At 50.8% G+C, this 14,865-nt stretch carries 15 protein-coding genes and 1 tRNA gene; all 16 read left to right on the forward strand.

Annotated elements, in window-relative coordinates:
• The first annotated feature begins 29 nt into the window (after positions 1 to 29).
• The 16 genes from AOC34_RS03675 to AOC34_RS03750 all read left to right on the forward strand — a co-directional run bounded on the left by AOC34_RS03675 (position 30) and on the right by AOC34_RS03750 (position 14,865).
• Positions 30 to 1,808, forward strand: coding sequence for an acetolactate synthase 3 catalytic subunit (locus AOC34_RS03675; RefSeq protein ID WP_108468824.1), 1,779 nt, complete (start codon positions 30 to 32; stop codon positions 1,806 to 1,808).
• A complete protein-coding gene (ilvN, locus tag AOC34_RS03680) occupies positions 1,808 to 2,299 on the forward strand; it encodes an acetolactate synthase small subunit (protein ID WP_108468825.1) in 492 nt (163 codons plus the stop codon). The genes AOC34_RS03675 and ilvN overlap by 1 nt, the downstream gene beginning before the upstream one ends.
• Before the next feature lie 75 nt (positions 2,300 to 2,374).
• Positions 2,375 to 3,391 (forward strand): ketol-acid reductoisomerase, encoded by a 1,017-nt coding sequence (gene ilvC / locus AOC34_RS03685; protein ID WP_108468826.1) that lies wholly within the window; start codon positions 2,375 to 2,377, stop codon positions 3,389 to 3,391.
• 29 nt (positions 3,392 to 3,420) lie between these two features.
• Positions 3,421 to 4,068 (forward strand): phosphatidylserine decarboxylase, encoded by a 648-nt coding sequence (locus AOC34_RS03690; protein ID WP_108468827.1) that lies wholly within the window; start codon positions 3,421 to 3,423, stop codon positions 4,066 to 4,068.
• A 36-nt stretch (positions 4,069 to 4,104) separates the two neighbouring features.
• Positions 4,105 to 4,959, forward strand: coding sequence for a CDP-diacylglycerol--serine O-phosphatidyltransferase (gene pssA / locus AOC34_RS03695; protein ID WP_199908317.1), 855 nt, complete (start codon positions 4,105 to 4,107; stop codon positions 4,957 to 4,959).
• Positions 4,960 to 5,194: 235 nt separating this feature from the next.
• Positions 5,195 to 6,742 (forward strand): 2-isopropylmalate synthase, encoded by a 1,548-nt coding sequence (locus AOC34_RS03700; RefSeq protein ID WP_108470030.1) that lies wholly within the window; start codon positions 5,195 to 5,197, stop codon positions 6,740 to 6,742.
• A gap of 221 nt (positions 6,743 to 6,963) precedes the next feature.
• Positions 6,964 to 7,233 carry a 30S ribosomal protein S15 gene (gene rpsO, locus AOC34_RS03705; RefSeq protein ID WP_108468828.1) on the forward strand — a complete coding sequence of 90 codons (270 nt, stop codon included), beginning with the start codon at positions 6,964 to 6,966 and terminating at the stop codon, positions 7,231 to 7,233.
• Between the two features lie 283 nt (positions 7,234 to 7,516).
• Positions 7,517 to 9,667 (forward strand): polyribonucleotide nucleotidyltransferase, encoded by a 2,151-nt coding sequence (pnp, locus tag AOC34_RS03710; RefSeq protein ID WP_108468829.1) that lies wholly within the window; start codon positions 7,517 to 7,519, stop codon positions 9,665 to 9,667.
• A 35-nt stretch (positions 9,668 to 9,702) separates the two neighbouring features.
• The gene (locus tag AOC34_RS03715; RefSeq protein WP_108468830.1) at positions 9,703 to 10,701 is read left to right on the forward strand and encodes an NAD(P)H-quinone oxidoreductase; all 999 of its coding nucleotides are present in this window, start codon (positions 9,703 to 9,705) and stop codon (positions 10,699 to 10,701) included.
• A gap of 18 nt (positions 10,702 to 10,719) precedes the next feature.
• On the forward strand, positions 10,720 to 11,478 hold the full coding sequence (tpiA, locus tag AOC34_RS03720) for a triose-phosphate isomerase (RefSeq protein ID WP_108468831.1): 759 nt from the start codon (positions 10,720 to 10,722) through the stop codon (positions 11,476 to 11,478).
• Between the two features lie 21 nt (positions 11,479 to 11,499).
• A complete protein-coding gene (secG, locus tag AOC34_RS03725; protein ID WP_108468832.1) occupies positions 11,500 to 11,847 on the forward strand; it encodes a preprotein translocase subunit SecG in 348 nt (115 codons plus the stop codon).
• Positions 11,848 to 11,949: 102 nt separating this feature from the next.
• Positions 11,950 to 12,034 (forward strand) — tRNA-Leu (locus tag AOC34_RS03730).
• A gap of 124 nt (positions 12,035 to 12,158) precedes the next feature.
• Entirely contained in the window at positions 12,159 to 12,518 is a 360-nt protein-coding gene (locus AOC34_RS03735) for an NADH-quinone oxidoreductase subunit A (protein WP_108468833.1), read from the forward strand.
• A 5-nt stretch (positions 12,519 to 12,523) separates the two neighbouring features.
• On the forward strand, positions 12,524 to 13,006 hold the full coding sequence (locus tag AOC34_RS03740; protein WP_108468834.1) for a NuoB/complex I 20 kDa subunit family protein: 483 nt from the start codon (positions 12,524 to 12,526) through the stop codon (positions 13,004 to 13,006).
• Between the two features lie 3 nt (positions 13,007 to 13,009).
• Positions 13,010 to 13,609 (forward strand): NADH-quinone oxidoreductase subunit C, encoded by a 600-nt coding sequence (locus tag AOC34_RS03745; protein WP_108468835.1) that lies wholly within the window; start codon positions 13,010 to 13,012, stop codon positions 13,607 to 13,609.
• A 2-nt stretch (positions 13,610 to 13,611) separates the two neighbouring features.
• Positions 13,612 to 14,865, forward strand: a complete 1,254-nt coding sequence (locus AOC34_RS03750) for an NADH-quinone oxidoreductase subunit D (protein ID WP_108468836.1) — start codon at positions 13,612 to 13,614, stop codon at positions 14,863 to 14,865.

Genomic DNA, 14,865 nt, shown 5'->3' on the forward strand with positions numbered 1-14,865 from the left:
TTTGCCGAAAATTGCAAAGGACCTTACCAATGAATACCAGCAGCGCCGAATCTTTAGCCTCCAAGGCTGATTCCACCCCAATTCCTACCAAAACCGGACCTGAAATGATTGGTGCCGAGATGCTCGTCCATGCCCTGCATGCCGAAGGCGTCGAGTTTGTCTGGGGATACCCCGGTGGAGCCGTTCTGTTCATCTACGATGAAATCTACAAGCAAGACAAGTTTGAGCACATATTGGTGCGCCACGAGCAAGCGGCCGTTCACGCTGCCGATGGTTATGCCCGTGCTACAGGCAAAGTAGGGGTTGCATTAGTGACCTCCGGTCCTGGTGTTACCAATGCCGTCACTGGAATTGCTACTGCCTATACCGACTCCATTCCGATGGTCATCATTACCGGTAACGTGCCTACCTATGCGATTGGTGAGGACGCGTTCCAAGAAGCCGATACGGTTGGCATTACGCGACCCATCGTCAAACACAATTTTTTGGTGAAAGACATTAATGATTTAGCGCTCACGCTAAAGAAAGCCTTTCACATTGCTCAGACCGGAAGACCTGGCCCCGTGCTGGTCGATATTCCGAAAGACATTTCAGCAACCAAGGGTCAGTTTATTTACCCTGAAGAGCTGACCATGCGTTCCTACAACCCCGTTTTGCGCGGCCACAGCGGCCAGATTCGCAAAGCGGTTTCCTTGTTGCAGGAAGCAGAGCGTCCCTTCATTTATACCGGTGGTGGCGTTATTCTGTCCGATGCAGCGCCTGAGCTCAAAGCATTTGCTGATGCTCTGGGTTACCCAGTAACCAATACCTTAATGGGTTTGGGCGGTTTCCCAGGAACCAGCCCCCAGTTTGTGGGCATGTTGGGTATGCACGGCACCTACGAAGCCAATATGGCCATGCAGCATTCAGACGTATTGATCGCCATTGGCGCGCGTTTTGATGACCGCGTGATTGGTAATACGCAGCACTTTGCGAGCCACCCACGCAAGATCATTCACATTGATATTGATCCATCCGTGATTGCTAAGCGCGTTAAGGTCGATGTGCCCATCGTTGGTAATTTGAAGGAAGTGTTGGTCGAGATGACCAGCCAAATTAAAGCAGCGGGCCCACTCAAGAATGGCGCTCACCTTGCGAAGTGGTGGGATCAGATTAACGAGTGGCGCAAGAAAGACTGCTTGAAATACGACCGTGATTCACAGATCGTGAAGCCCCAGTACGTAGTAGAAAAGTTATGGGAACTCACGGGCGGCGATGCTTTTATTTGCTCTGACGTCGGCCAGCATCAAATGTGGGCAGCGCAGTTTTACAAGTTCAATAAGCCCCGTCGCTGGATTAATTCAGGTGGTCTTGGCACTATGGGTGTTGGTTTGCCTTATGCCATGGGCATTAAAAAAGCCTTCCCAGACGAAGATGTATTCACGATCACGGGCGAAGGCTCGATTCAGATGTGCATTCAAGAACTGTCGACCTGCAAGCAATACAACACGCCTGTCAAAATTGTGTCGCTCAACAACCGTTACTTAGGTATGGTGCGTCAGTGGCAAGAGCTGACCTACAACCGCCGCTATTCCAGCTCGTATATGGATTCTTTGCCTGACTTTGTGAAGTTGGCAGAGGCCTTTGGTCACGTCGGTATGCGGATTGAAACCAAGGCGGACGTTGAGCCAGCCCTCAAGGAGGCGATTCGCTTGAAAGATCGCACGGTCTTCATGGATTTCCAAACCGATCCAGAAGAAAACGTGTGGCCCATGGTGCAAGCCGGTAAGGGTATTACTGAAATGCTCTTGGGTAGTGAGGATCTGTAATGCGCCACATTATTTCGGTATTACTTGAGAATGAGCCGGGCGCGTTGTCGCGTGTGGTTGGTCTATTCTCGGCGCGTGGTTACAACATTGAAACCTTGAGTGTTGCGCCGACAGAGGATCCATCCTTATCGCGCATGACGATCGTGACGATTGGTTCCGAGGATGTGATTGAGCAAATCACTAAGCACCTCAATCGTTTGGTTGAAGTCGTGAAAGTATTTGATTTAACCGAAGGTTCGCACATTGAGCGCGAACTGATGTTGATCAAAGTGCGCGCAGTAGGTAAAGAGCGTGAAGAGCTCAAGCGCACCACCGACATCTTCCGCGGCCGCATCATTGATGTTACGGACAAAAGCTACACCATTGAACTGACTGGTGATGGCTCCAAGCTCGATGCCTTCATTGATTCAATTGACCGCGCTTCCATTTTAGAAACCGTACGTTCTGGTGGCTCAGGCATTGGCCGCGGCGAACGGATTTTGAAAGTCTAATTTGCTTCACTCGGAATGTACGCATAAACCCATTTGTTTAACCTATTTATTACGATTCAAAGATAAGGAAATAGCATGAAAGTTTTTTACGATAAAGACGCGGATTTATCCCTGATTAAAGGCAAGAAAGTCACCATCATTGGCTATGGTTCACAGGGTCACGCGCATGCATTGAACTTAAACGATTCAGGCGTCAAAGTAACGGTTGGTTTGCGCAAAGATGGCGCCTCGTGGAAAAAAGCAGCCAATGCTGGCTTGACTGTGAAGGAAGTAGCCGAGGCGGTAAAAGATGCTGACATCGTCATGATGCTTTTGCCTGATGAGCAAATTGCTGAGGTTTATAAGAATGAAGTGCATGGCAATATCAAGCAGGGCGCGGCCCTGGCATTTGCCCATGGCTTTAACGTGCATTACGGCCAAGTTCAGCCCCGTGCTGATTTGGATGTAATCATGATTGCTCCTAAGGCGCCAGGCCACACTGTGCGTGGTACCTATAGCCAAGGTGGCGGCGTTCCCCACTTGATCGCGGTTTACCAAGACAAATCCGGTTCGGCTCGTGATCTCGCTTTGTCCTATGCAACAGCCAACGGCGGCGGTCGTGCCGGCATCATCGAAACCAATTTCCGCGAAGAAACCGAAACCGATTTATTCGGTGAGCAGGCTGTACTCTGCGGCGGTACTGTCGAACTCATTAAGGCCGGTTACGAGACCTTGGTTGAAGCCGGTTACGCGCCAGAGATGGCTTACTTCGAGTGCTTGCATGAGCTCAAGTTAATTGTGGATTTGATCTACGAGGGCGGTATTGCCAATATGAATTACTCGATTTCAAACAATGCAGAGTACGGTGAGTACGTTACTGGTCCGCGCATTGTGACGGAAGACACCAAGAACGCGATGCGTCAGTGCCTCAAAGACATTCAGACTGGCGAATACGCAAAGAGCTTCATTCTCGAGAACAAGGCTGGCGCGCCAACCTTAATCTCCCGTCGTCGCTTGAATTCAGAGCACCAAATTGAAATCGTCGGCGAGAAACTGCGCGCGATGATGCCTTGGATTGCAAAGAACAAGTTAGTCGATCAGTCGAAGAACTAAATAATCATTCAAAAAGGCGCAAAGCACCCATGATGTATCCCCACCCCATTATTGCGAAAGAAGGCTGGCCCTATTTGGCAGCCGTTGGGGTGGCAACCGTGCTAGTCCAGCAGTACGCTGGTTTTGCATGGGCTTCGCCCCTGTGGATTATTTTCTTTTTTGTATTGCAGTTTTTTCGCGACCCCCAGCGCATTGCGCCGCTGGGCCGCGACTTGGTTTTATCCCCAGCCGATGGTCGCATTGTTGTGGTTGAAAAGACCCAAGATCCCTATGCCAATCGCGAGGCAATCAAGATTAGTGTGTTCATGAATGTATTTAACGTGCACTCCAATCGCTGCTCGGTCAATGGCCTGGTTAAAGAGGTGCAATATTTCCCGGGGCAGTTTGTCAATGCCGCGCTGGATAAGGCTTCGGTTGAAAATGAACGCAACGCCGTGGTGATTGATGCCAATGGCCAAACCGTTACCCTGGTTCAGGTCGCCGGCTTAATTGCACGGCGCATTTTGTGCTACATCCATGTGGGTGAGCATGTTAAGCGGGGATCCCGTTACGGCTTCATTCGCTTTGGCTCGCGAGTCGATGTATATTTGCCTTTAACGGCTGAGCCTTTGGTCAGTGTGGGCGAAAAGGTTTCCGCTACCAGAACGGCGTTGGCTCGTTTGCCTGGCCTTGATTGATTCACCTGATTTACTTGAGTAAATATAGGAAGCGCATTGACTCCATTTCGTCGTCGTAATCGCCTTGATCGCACGCGCATTTCACGCGGGCGTAATCGCTCTGATTCAGAGGACCAGTCTGATGACTCCGTTGATTTTGAAGTCGAGGAAGTTGAATTAGTTAAACCCCGGGTCCGCAGCAAGGGTATTTATTTGCTGCCCAATGCATTCACAACGGCGGCCTTATTCTGCGGCTTCTTTGCGATCGTGCAGGCAATGAACCACCAGTTCGAAACCGCTGCCATCGCGATCTTTGCATCCTTGGTATTGGATGGCATGGATGGCCGTATCGCACGCATGACCAATACCCAAAGCGCTTTTGGCGAGCAATACGATTCCTTGGCTGATATGGTGTCCTTCGGTGTTGCCCCCGCATTGGTTGCGTATGAGTGGGTTCTCAAAGATTTTGGTAAGTGGGGCTGGTTGGCGGCATTTACATATTGCGCTGGCGCCGCCTTGCGCTTAGCGCGTTTCAACATCAATACGGGCGTTGTTGATAAGAAGTTTTTTCAAGGTTTGCCTAGCCCAGCGGCAGGCGCATTGATCGCTGGATTTATCTGGCTCGCTGACGACAATAAGATTCCGGTGCGGGATAGCGCCATCCCATGGGTTACTTTCTTGATCACCATCTACGCTGGCTTAACCATGGTATCGAATGCCCGTTTTTATAGTGGCAAGGCTCTGGATCTTCGATATCGCGTTCCCTTTGGCGTCATGGTCTTGATGATTTTGACCTTTGTTCTGATTTCGTCTAATCCGCCCTTAACCTTGTTCGGCATCTTCGTGATTTATGCCATTTCGGGTTATGTGATTTGGGGCTGGGAACGGTTTAGCGGTCGTAAGCTGACCTAAACAGGTAATTAAGGTATATTAGATTCATGGTAACGAACAAAACGCACGCAATTGAGCTACTTCTTCTAGCACTGAGCCTTCGGCTCGGGGCGGGTAACGCTTAGGTGATGCAAGTGCAGTAAATCATCAAGCAGACTTACCGGCCCCAGCAAATTTGCTGGGGTTTTTGTTTTGGATTTTGCAGTTTGTATTGGCGTATTCTTTTTAAATGATTGCAGTGGATTGGAGAGCAGTGATGACCGATAAATTAATTATTTTTGACACGACCTTGCGCGATGGCGAACAATCGCCTGGGGCATCCATGACCAAAGATGAGAAGGTTCGTATTGCTCGCCAACTCGAGCGCCTCAAGGTGGACGTGATTGAAGCAGGCTTTGCAGCTAGCTCCGAAGGCGACTTTGATGCCATTTCAGCGGTATCGGCTGCAGTCAAGGATTCGATTGTGTGTTCCTTGGCCCGCGCCAATGAAAACGACATTACCCGCGCATCCGATGCCCTCAAGGCAGCCAATGCAAAACGCATCCATGTCTTTTTGGCTACGAGCCCATTGCACATGGAAAAGAAGTTGCGCATGACGCCTGACCAAGTTTTTGAACAGGCCAAAAAATCGATTCGGTTTGCCCGCAATTTAGCAGCTGACATTGAGTTCTCGCCCGAAGACGGCTACCGCTCGGAAGTGGACTTTTTGTGCCGCGTACTCGAAGCAGTGATTGCTGAAGGCGCAACCACGATTAACGTACCGGACACCGTTGGCTATGCGGTTCCTGAGCTCTATGGCGAGTTCATCCACACCTTACGTACCCGCATCCCCAATTCCGATAAGGCCATTTGGTCGGTCCATTGCCACAACGATTTGGGCATGGGCGTTGCTAACTCCTTGGCGGGCGTCAAGATCGGTGGGGCCCGGCAAGTGGAGTGCACCATCAATGGCTTGGGTGAGCGTGCCGGCAATACGGCGCTCGAAGAGATTGTGATGGCGTTGCGTACCCGTAAGGATTATTTTGATTTAAGCGTGGGCATTGATGCGACGCAAATCGTGCCGGCATCGAAGTTGGTTTCGCAAATCACCGGTTTTGTGGTGCAGCCCAATAAGGCGGTGGTGGGTGCTAATGCCTTTGCCCATGCCTCTGGCATTCATCAAGACGGTGTATTAAAAGCCCGCGATACCTATGAAATCATGCGTGCTGAAGATGTGGGCTGGTCCGCAAACAAAATTGTGCTGGGCAAGTTATCGGGTCGCAATGCCTTTAAGCAGCGCTTGCAGGAACTCGGCATTACGGTCGAGACCGAAGAAGAGCTCAACGATGCGTTCTCACGCTTTAAAGCCTTGGCCGACCAAAAGTCCGAAATCTTTGATGAAGACATTATTTCCATTACCAGCGGTTCTGCCTCGGCTGAAGAAAGCGAGTTTTATCGCTTTGTTTCTTTGAGTCAGCACTCAGAGACGGGTAAGCGGCCCAGCTCGCAGGTGGTCTTTCACATGGGCGGCGAGAAGATGACATCCGAAGCCGAAGGCAATGGTCCGGTGGATGCCAGTCTGAATGCCATCGAGGCCATGGCCAAGAGCGGGGCAGAGCAGTTGCTGTATTCCGTTAATGCCATTACCTCGGGCACCCAGTCCCAGGGCGAGGTCACGGTTCGCTTAGCCAAAGGAGGGCGGATTGTGAACGGCGTTGGCACGGACCCCGACATCATCGCTGCTTCGGCTAAGGCCTATTTATCTGCCCTCAATAAGCTGCACGATCCACGGCAAGCGAAGTTAAATGCCCAAATGGCGCCCTGAGCCAGGACATCGGCTCTAAATATTATCTAAATCATTGTTTTTATTGGAATTATTTTCAATGGCTTGGTTTTGGGGTGATGAAAATTACCCCGTTTACCCTCGGATCTCTGCTACAATTCGAGGGCTTTGATTTATAAAGCTTTTTTGTATTTATTTGTTTAATTAATCGCACGACACAATTTGGGGTGAAAGCTCTTGTGTTCGCAAGTTAGGAGTAGAAAATGGCAGTTGCTGATATCAAAACGGCGGAAATCGTCAAAGACAACGCGCGTAGCGCAAACGACACGGGCAGTCCAGAGGTACAGGTTGCATTGCTGACCGCCCGCATCAATGAATTAACCCCCCATTTCAAGGCTAACGCCAAAGACCATCACAGCCGTCGTGGCTTGTTGAAGATGGTTTCACGCCGCCGCCGCCTTTTGGATTACCTCAAAGGCAAGGATTTGGCTCGCTATCGCACATTGATCGAGAAATTAGGTCTCCGTAAGTAAATCGTATCCGTATTGCCATGCCATCTTGCCTTGAGGGTGACTCATTCGTGATTCAGTCTTGGGTAGATGGCATATTTTTTGAGCGTTTTAGATTACCTGCTTAGGGGATCGTGTCATTCCAATGAGTTTCTGAACACCGTGTTCAGTGCCTCCCTGGAATGGCATCCCTTGTAATCTGTAATCGCTCCAGTGGTGTCGTAGCGCTGATTTATCTGCGACGCAAGTAGTAAACGCACCCGGCATTCATGTGAATGCGGTGTGAACTAAATTGGAAAAGATCAAAATGACCATGTTTAAAAAAGTAGTGAAAAGTTTTCAATGGGGCAACCACCAGGTAACGATGGAAACGGGCGAAATCGCTCGTCAGTCCGGCGGCGCTGTGATTGTCAACGTCGACGATACCGTCGTCATGGGTACTGTGGTGGCAGCACGTTCTGCTAAAGCAGGACAAAACTTCTTTCCACTGACAGTGGATTACATTGAGAAGACCTATGCTGCAGGCAAGATCCCAGGTGGATTCTTCCGCCGCGAAGGCCGTCCATCGGAAGGCGAGACTTTAACGTCCCGCTTGATTGACCGCCCACTGCGCCCTTTGTTTCCTGAAGGCTTTCTGAACGAAGTTCAGGTAGTAGTGCATGTACTGTCGATTAATCCCGATGTGCCTGCTGATATTCCAGCGTTGATTGCAGCATCGGCTGCGTTAGCGGTATCGGGCATTCCATTTAACGGCCCGGTTGGCGCTGCTCGCGTGGGCTACCGTGATGGCCAGTATTTGCTGAACCCAACCCGTACTGAGCAGTTAACCAGCCAGATGGATTTGATCGTTGCTGGTACCCAAGCCGCTGTATTAATGGTGGAATCCGAAGCGCAGCAATTGCCAGAAGACATCATGCTTGGCGCCGTTGTATACGGTCACGAGCAAATGCAGACTGCGATCAATGCGATTCAAGATTTGGTGCGCGACGCCGGTAAGCCCGAGTGGGATTGGTCTGCTGAGCCAAAAGATGAGCCTTTGATTGCGAAGGTAACCGCACTGGCTGATGCACCATTACGCGAAGCGTATCAATTGCGTCAAAAACAAGCTCGCTCGGATAAGTTAAAAGCCATTACCAAAGATGTCATGGCAAAAATGGCCGCCGATGGCGCAGTCGATGAAGTAGCGGTTGGTAATATTTTGTTTGATATCGAAGCGAAGATTGTGCGTAGCCAAATTTTGAATGGCGAGCCACGGATTGATGGTCGCGATACGCGCACCGTACGTCCGATTGAAATTCGCAATGGCGTATTGCCACGTACTCACGGCTCTGCCTTGTTTACTCGTGGTGAGACCCAGGCTTTGGTGATTGCGACTTTGGGTACTGCCCGTGATGAGCAAATCATTGATGCACTCGAAGGTGAGTACCGCGATCGCTTCATGTTCCACTACAACATGCCTCCGTTTGCTACTGGTGAAACCGGCCGCGTTGGTACACCCAAGCGCCGTGAAATCGGCCATGGTCGTTTAGCCAAGCGCGCCTTGATTCCAGTACTGCCAAGCCCAGAAGATTTTGCGTACAGCATTCGGGTTGTTTCTGAAATTACCGAGTCCAATGGCTCCTCATCGATGGCCTCCGTTTGTGGCGGCTGTTTGGCGCTGATGGATGCTGGTGTGCCTGTAAAAGCGCACGTTGCTGGCGTAGCAATGGGCCTGATTTTGGATGGCAATCGCTTTGCAGTCTTGACCGACATCTTAGGCGACGAAGATCACCTTGGCGATATGGACTTTAAAGTGGCCGGAACAGCCAATGGTATTACCGCGCTGCAGATGGACATCAAGGTACAAGGCATCACCAAAGAAATCATGCAAGTGGCATTGGCACAAGCCAAAGAAGGTCGCCTGCACATCTTGAGTGAAATGCAATCGGCCATGGGCACGATTCGCACTGAGTTGTCCGAGCATGCACCACGCATGGTGTCGTTCAAGATTCACCCCGACAAGATTCGTGAAGTGATTGGCAAGGGCGGTGCAACCATCCAGGCCTTGACCAAAGAAACCGGTTGCAGCATCGATATCAAAGATGACGGCACCGTCACGATCGCCTCTACAAGCGCAGAAGGCATGGCAGAAGCTAAAGCCCGCATCGAAGGCATTACTGCCGAAGCTGAAGTCGGCAAGATTTACGAAGGCCCCGTAGTTAAGTTGCTTGAGTTTGGCGCCTTGGTGAATATTCTTCCTGGCAAAGACGGTCTATTGCACATTTCTGAGATCTCCAATGAGCGCGTCAAAGAAGTAAAAGACTTCCTCCAAGAAGGCCAAGTGGTTCGCGTGAAGTTATTGGCTGCAGATGAGCGCGGCCGTTTACGCCTCTCACTCAAAGCAGCGATGGCAGAAGAGGGCGGCACGATTGCTCCTTTGGCTGGCGCAGCAGAGTCATCCACTGAAGAACAGGCCTAAGCTTTTATTGGTGCTTTTTAAATAGGAACTGTGCGATGCGTGTTGTTGAAATTCGTGAATTTGGTGCCCCTGAGGTATTGATTCCTACGACTCGACCAGATCCTGCTCTACCCAGCGCAGGATCAGGTGAAATTTTGATCAAAGTTCTGGCAGCCGGAATTAATCGTCCCGATGTGTTGCAACGCAAAGGGCATTACCCGGTTCCTGCTGGTGCATCGGATATTCCTGGGCTTGAAGTGGCCGGTGAAATCATTGGCGGCGATCTAGCTCATGCCGATAATCAGTTCGGACTCAAGGTGGGTGACAAAGTGTGCGCCCTTGTGCAGGGTGGTGGCTATGCTGAACTCTGCCTTGCCCCGGTTGCGCAATGCCTGCCTTATCCCACCGGCTTTACTGATCTGGAAGCAGCTTCCTTGCCCGAAACATTCTTTACCGTTTGGAGCAACGTCTTTATGCGCGGTGAGCTTGCTCCAGGTGAAACATTGTTGGTCCAGGGCGGGTCAAGCGGCATTGGCGTGACTGCCATTTTGATTGCGAAAGCCTTAGGTCACCGTGTTTTTGTAACTGCTGGAACCGATGAAAAATGCGCAGCCTGTATCGAGCTTGGCGCAGACCTGGCCATCAATTACAAAACCCAAGACTTTGTGGAAGAAATCAAGAAAGCCACCGACGGCAAGGGTGTGAACGTTATTCTGGACATGGTTACCGGCACCTATTTGCAGCGTGAGATTGACTGCTTAGCCGATGACGGTCGTATTGTCATCATCGCCATCATGGGTGGCTCTAAATCAGAGGTCAATACCGGACAAATCTTGCGTCGTCGTTTAACGATTACCGGCTCTACGCTGCGCCCAAGACCAGTCTCCTTTAAGCGTGAAATTGCGAAACAGCTATTTGACAGGGTCTGGCCGATCATGAATCAAGGGGCCTTGAAGCCAGTGATTTATAAGACGTATAGCCTTGATCAGGCGTCCGAAGCGCATCGCTTGATGGAATCGAGCGAGCACGTTGGCAAGATTGTTTTAACAGTTTGACATAGGCTTAGCTAAAGCATGCGTCCGATAACGGTGATTGGTAACTGGAAAATGAACGGCAGTAAAGCTGCCTGCCGCCAGTGGATTGACACAGTTTGTGCGGAGATGGAAAAAGGCATGCCAGCGGGTCGTCGTTTTGCGTTGTGCCCGCCTTATCCTTATCTATCGGATTGCAGCCAGCAGATTTCAGCATGCTCTTCTGCGTCGCTTGCGCTGGGTGCGCAAGATGTCTCCGCCGAAATGGGCGGCGCCTTTACGGGTGAGGTAAGTGCGGCCATGCTGCATGAATTTGACTGCAAATATGTCTTAGTGGGGCATTCGGAGCGCCGTGACCGCTTTAATGAATCCGATCGATTGATTGCGGAGAAGGCACTACAAGCATTGGACCAGGGCTTAACGCCGGTGATTTGCGTAGGCGAGACTGCGGATGAGCGGAACTCAGGCAGGGCGGTTGAAGTAGTGCGGGCGCAGGTTGCGCGGCAAATTGCCATTTTGCAAGATCGTTTAGTCGACTCCTTACTGGCCTACGAGCCAGTGTGGGCGATTGGGACCGGCAAGGTAGCAAGCGCTCAAATTGCACAAGACATGCACCGCGAGATTCGCTTGCAATTGGCAGAGTTCAATGCAGACGTTGCTTCGCATATTGGTATTTTGTATGGCGGCAGTGTGAAGTTTGACAATGCGGTAGAGCTATTTGGCATGCCCGACATTGATGGTGGATTAATTGGCGGCGCTTCCTTAGATCCGCAGGAATTCTTGGCTATTTGCCGAGCATAAATTTTTTATTGGAGATAAACCATGGAATGGTTAAAAACAGCGTTGATGGTGGTTCAAGTGTGTTCTGCCTTGGCAATCATCTTATTGGTTCTATTGCAGCAAGGTAAGGGTGCCGATATGGGCGCCGCCTTCGGCTCAGGCGCTTCTGGAAGCGTCTTTGGTGCCAGCGGCTCGGCCAACTTCTTATCCCACGCTACTGCCGTACTCGCTTTTGTTTTCTTCTCGGCGACGATTGCGATTACGTGGATTGGCAATAAAAAGCCTGCTGATGCCGGTGTTTTGTCGGGTACTACTGCGCCTGCGGCAGCCGGAGCGAATCCGCCTGCGGCCCCAGCCCAAGACCCATCGAAACCAGCAGTACCAAAATAAAAAAATACAGCTACAAAAAATAGTGAAATGACATCATTTTTTGTAGGAATTAAGCGAAGTACTGGTAGTCCTCTTGCAGTAGAATTGATGGGTTTTACGAATGCCGACGTGGTGAAATTGGTAGACACGCTATCTTGAGGGGGTAGTGGCTTAGGCTGTGCGAGTTCGAGTCTCGCCGTCGGCACCAATTTGTAAGTGATTTGCTCTAAGTCAATTTTTATATTTGGCTTTTAGTCCATAATCAAACGTGTTTATTGGGATATTTTTAGAGTTAATTTAGGACTTAAAACTGCCTTCAGATCAGGACTGCTTTGGACCTCGCTAATTACTTCCCCATCTTGCTTTTCATTCTCGTCGGCATCGCCGTCGGAATTGTGCCGATGTTTTTGGGTAAGGTCTTAGCGCCATCCCGTCCTGACGCAGAAAAACTCTCTTCCTACGAGTGCGGCTTTGAAGCTTTTGAAGATGCGCGCATGAAATTCGATGTGCGCTATTACCTGGTTGCCATCCTCTTTATTTTGTTTGACCTGGAAACTGCCTTTTTATTCCCTTGGGGTGTTGCGCTGCGCGACATCGGCTGGGAAGGCTATGTATCCATGGTGGTATTCCTCTTTGTATTCATCGTGGGATTCGTCTACATCTGGAAAAAGGGCGCTCTCGACTGGGAGTGATCGTTATGGCACTGGAAGGCGTTCTCAAAGAAGGATTTATTACCACCTCAGCGGATCAGTTGATTAACTGGACCCGTACGGGATCCTTGTGGCCAATGACTTTTGGCTTAGCATGCTGTGCAGTCGAGATGATGCACGCTGGTGCGGCCCGATATGACTTGGATCGCTTCGGTGTGGTCTTCCGTCCTTCGCCACGCCAATCCGATCTCATGATTGTGGCGGGTACCCTCTGCAATAAGATGGCTCCAGCCTTGCGTAAGGTTTACGATCAAATGCCGGAGCCTCGCTGGGTGATTTCCATGGGCTCCTGTGCTAACGGCGGCGGCTATTACCATTACTCCTATTCTGTTGTGCGCGGCTGTGATCGTATCGTGCCGGTGGATATTTATGTGCCAGGTTGCCCGCCGACTGCGGAAGCCCTCATCTACGGCATTATTCAATTGCAAGCCAAAATTGGCCGCACTAGCACCATCGCGCGGAAGGCATAAGGAATGTCTGAGCGCCTGATTCAACTGCAATCTCATGTCGAACGCGCTCTAGGTGGTCGGGTGCAGTCGATCACCTTGGCCTTGAATGAGTTAACGGTGGTGTTGCGTGCGGATACCTATTTAGAGTCTGCGCTGATTTTGCGTGACGACCCGGCACTAGGTTTTGAGCAGCTAATTGATTTATGCGGCATTGACTACCAAGACTACCTTGATGGTACATATAGCGGCCCCCGTTTTGCGGTGGTGACCCATTTGCTGTCAGTGAAGCACAATCTGCGTTTACGCCTACGGGTCTTTGCGCCAGACGATAGCTATCCCTTGGTTTCCTCATTGACTTCCGTCTGGGCCTCGGCAAACTGGTTTGAGCGCGAAGCATTTGACCTCTTTGGTATTTTGTTTGATGGCCACGCTGATCTGCGCCGCATCTTGACCGACTATGGCTTTATTGGCCATCCCTTCCGTAAGGATTTCCCGATTTCTGGGAACGTGGAAATGCGCTACGACCCCGAGCTGCAGCGGGTTGTGTACCAGCCGGTCACGATTGAGACTCGCGAGGTTACGCCGCGCGTAGTGCGGGAAGAGCAATACGGAGGCCCAGTTTAATCATGGCCGAGATTAAAAATTACACCCTGAACTTTGGTCCACAGCATCCAGCTGCGCACGGCGTATTGCGCTTAGTGCTAGAGCTCGACGGCGAAGTCATTCAGCGCGCTGATCCGCACATTGGTTTATTGCATCGTGCCACTGAAAAACTCGCCGAGACCCGTACCTGGATTCAGAGCGTGCCTTACATGGATCGCCTCGATTACGTCTCGATGATGGTGAACGAGCATGCGTATGTGATGGCCATTGAAAAATTACTCAACGTGGATGTGCCGCTGCGCGCGCAATACATCCGCGTGATGTATGACGAGTTAACCCGTTTACTCAATCACTTATTGTGGATTGGTTGCCATGGCTTGGACGTCGGCGCTATGGCGGTCTTCTTGTATGCCTTCCGCGATCGCGAAGATATTTTTGACATGTATGAAGCCGTCTCTGGCGCGCGCATGCATGCAGCCTACTACCGTCCAGGTGGCGTCTATCGTGATCTGCCCGAGCGCATGCCGCAGTTTGCTGAATCCAAGACCCGCAGTAGCAGTGCGCTCAAGCGTCTCAATGAAGATCGTAGCGGTTCCTTGCTGGATTTCATTGACGCATTTACCCAGCGTTTCCCCGGAAACGTCGATGAGTACTGCAATTTGTTAACGGATAACCGCATTTGGAAGCAGCGCCTCGTAGGTATTGGTGTTGTCTCGCCTGAGCGCGCCTTGCAACTGGGCTTTACTGGCCCCATGCTCCGTGGTTCTGGCGTGGAGTGGGATTTGCGTAAGAAGCAACCGTACGAAGTCTATGACCGCTTGCAGTTTGATATTCCAGTGGGTGTCAATGGCGACTCCTATGACCGCTACTTAATCCGTATGGAAGAGATGCGCCAATCCAATCGCATTGTTCAGCAATGCGTTGCTTGGTTGCGCGCCAATCCTGGTCCGGTGATGAGTGATAACCATAAAGTATCGCCACCCGCCCGCGTGGATATGAAAACCAATATGGAAGAGTTGATTCACCACTTCAAACTCTTTACCGAAGGCATTCATGTTCCAGCAGGCGAGGCCTATGCTGCGGTCGAGCACCCCAAAGGTGAGTTCGGTATCTACGCTGTATCGGATGGCGCTAATAAGCCATACCGCTTAAAAATCCGTGCCCCTGGTTTTGTGCATTTGGCATCCCTGGATGAAATGGCCCGCGGCCACATGATTGCGGATGCAGTAACCATTATTGGTACACAAGATATTGTGTTCGGCGAGATCGATCGCTAA

The organism is Polynucleobacter difficilis, assembly GCF_003065365.1.
Classification (GTDB): Bacteria; Pseudomonadota; Gammaproteobacteria; order Burkholderiales; family Burkholderiaceae; genus Polynucleobacter; species Polynucleobacter difficilis.

Excerpts from the sequence above, each read along its gene's own strand:
- AOC34_RS03675 (WP_108468824.1), top strand. The coding sequence starts at position 30 with ATGAATACCAGCAGCGCCGAATCTTTAGCCTCCAAGGCTGATTCCACC.
- ilvN (WP_108468825.1), top strand. The coding sequence starts at position 1,808 with ATGCGCCACATTATTTCGGTATTACTTGAGAATGAGCCGGGCGCGTTG.
- ilvC (WP_108468826.1), top strand. The coding sequence starts at position 2,375 with ATGAAAGTTTTTTACGATAAAGACGCGGATTTATCCCTGATTAAAGGC.
- AOC34_RS03690 (WP_108468827.1), top strand. The coding sequence starts at position 3,421 with ATGATGTATCCCCACCCCATTATTGCGAAAGAAGGCTGGCCCTATTTG.
- AOC34_RS03700 (WP_108470030.1), top strand. The coding sequence starts at position 5,195 with ATGACCGATAAATTAATTATTTTTGACACGACCTTGCGCGATGGCGAA.
- rpsO (WP_108468828.1), top strand. The coding sequence starts at position 6,964 with ATGGCAGTTGCTGATATCAAAACGGCGGAAATCGTCAAAGACAACGCG.
- pnp (WP_108468829.1), top strand. The coding sequence starts at position 7,517 with ATGACCATGTTTAAAAAAGTAGTGAAAAGTTTTCAATGGGGCAACCAC.
- AOC34_RS03715 (WP_108468830.1), top strand. The coding sequence starts at position 9,703 with ATGCGTGTTGTTGAAATTCGTGAATTTGGTGCCCCTGAGGTATTGATT.
- tpiA (WP_108468831.1), top strand. The coding sequence starts at position 10,720 with ATGCGTCCGATAACGGTGATTGGTAACTGGAAAATGAACGGCAGTAAA.
- secG (WP_108468832.1), top strand. The coding sequence starts at position 11,500 with ATGGAATGGTTAAAAACAGCGTTGATGGTGGTTCAAGTGTGTTCTGCC.
- AOC34_RS03740 (WP_108468834.1), top strand. The coding sequence starts at position 12,524 with ATGGCACTGGAAGGCGTTCTCAAAGAAGGATTTATTACCACCTCAGCG.
- AOC34_RS03745 (WP_108468835.1), top strand. The coding sequence starts at position 13,010 with ATGTCTGAGCGCCTGATTCAACTGCAATCTCATGTCGAACGCGCTCTA.
- AOC34_RS03750 (WP_108468836.1), top strand. The coding sequence starts at position 13,612 with ATGGCCGAGATTAAAAATTACACCCTGAACTTTGGTCCACAGCATCCA.